1 protein-coding gene and 1 pseudogene are annotated in these 1,626 nt (G+C 72.4%); both read left to right on the forward strand.

Going from position 1 to position 1,626, the window contains the following annotated elements; translation table 11 throughout:
• Positions 1 to 212 precede the first annotated feature (212 nt).
• Complete coding sequence (wecB, locus tag WA805_RS26615; protein WP_425243718.1) at positions 213 to 1,298, forward strand: non-hydrolyzing UDP-N-acetylglucosamine 2-epimerase; 1,086 nt, start codon at positions 213 to 215, stop codon at positions 1,296 to 1,298.
• Positions 1,280 to 1,626, forward strand: a pseudogene (locus tag WA805_RS26620) (hypothetical protein); the annotation flags it as partial. The gene wecB and the pseudogene WA805_RS26620, both read left to right, overlap by 19 nt.

A 1,626-nucleotide genomic window follows, 5' to 3' on the forward strand; every position in this document is an offset into this window, starting at 1 on the left:
CCACAGCGCCGCCGCCCGGCCGTACGGGCCCGCGAGCCTGACCCAGCGGCGCATCGGGGCAGGCAGCGCCCGCCAGGCCAGCGTCAGTGCCCGGACCGGATCATCCGCGACGTGCCGCAGTGTCACGGACACGGCGAGCACTACGGCGCGCGGCGTCGGCTGTACAGTCACGCGGGGAGATATTAGCCGTGGTACGACCCCAGGGAGGTAATTTGGGCGGCACGATCACGCATGTGCTCGGGGCCAGGCCGAATTTCGTCAAGGCCGCGCCGGTGATCCGCGCGCTGGCCACGCTCGGTTTTGCGCAGCGTGTGGTGCATACCGGGCAGCATTACGACGAGCGCATGTCGGAGATTTTCTTCGTTCAGCTCGGCCTGCCGCGGCCGGACGTCAACCTCGGCGTCGGGTCGGGCACGCAGGCCAGGCAGACCGCCGAGGTCATGGTCGGCATGGAGGAGGAATTCACGCGGACGCCGCCCGCGCTCGCGGTCGTGTACGGCGACGTGAACTCGACGATCGGGGCGTCGCTCGCCGGGGCCAAGCTCGGCGTCCCGCTCGCGCACGTCGAGGCGGGGCTGCGCAGCTTTGACGACACCATGCCCGAGGAGATCAACAGGCGGCTCACCGACCAGCTGTGCTCGCTGCTGTTCGTGACGTCCCCTGAGGCGGTGGGACACCTGGCGCGTGAGGGCAGGCCCGCCGGCGCCGTGTACTTCGTCGGCAACCCGATGATCGACACGCTGCTCGCGAACCTGCCGGTGTTCGACGCGGCGGCCGCGCGTTCTTCGCACGGTCTCGGGGACCGGCGGTACGTGGTCGCCACCCTGCACCGGCCGGCGAACGTCGACTCGCCTGATCGCGCCCAGGAGCTGGTCAGCGCCTTGCACGAGGTCGCGGCCGAGCTGGACGTGATCATCCCGCTGCACCCGCGCGGCCGCGCCACGCTCGAGGCGGCGGGTCTCCTCGACGCGCCGCGGGTCCGCGTGATCGACCCGCTGGGCTACCTCGAGTTCATGTCGCTGGTGCGCGGCGCATCGGCTGTCGTGACCGATTCGGGCGGCGTGCAAGAGGAGACTACGCTGCTTCGCGTGCCCTGCCTCACACTGCGCCCCAACACCGAGCGCCCGATCACCGTCACCAGCGGCAGCAACCGGCTCATCACCAGGGACGAGCTGGCCGCCGCGGTGCTCAAGGCGTGCGACGACGGCCCGTACACCGGCGAGCTCCCGCCGCTGTGGGACGGCCACGCCGGGCCGCGGATCGCCCGGATCATCACGACGTGGCTGAAGGCAGCATGACCGACATGACGCCGGCGGGTGCCCCGGACGGCGCGCAGGGCCAGGAGATGACGGCGGACGCCGGCCGGCCCGCAGGCGCCGGCCTGTCCGACGACGCCGGGATGGCCGCGGAACGCGAGCGGCTCGCCCGCCAGCTCCGTGACACCCGGATGCAGCTGGCCATGACCCAGGCCCGGCTGTCGGCGCTCGAACAGTCGGCCACCATGCGTTTCGGCCGCATGGTCGCGAACGCCGCGCACCGCCCCTGGCCGCGCGGCGCGCAGCTGCCGCGGGACCTGTACCGGCTGTGGCGCGACCGCGGCATCCCGAAGAGCGGCGCCGCCAACGC

It is taken from the genome of Trebonia sp. (assembly GCF_049794275.1).
Taxonomy (GTDB): Bacteria; Actinomycetota; Actinomycetes; order Streptosporangiales; family Streptosporangiaceae; genus Trebonia.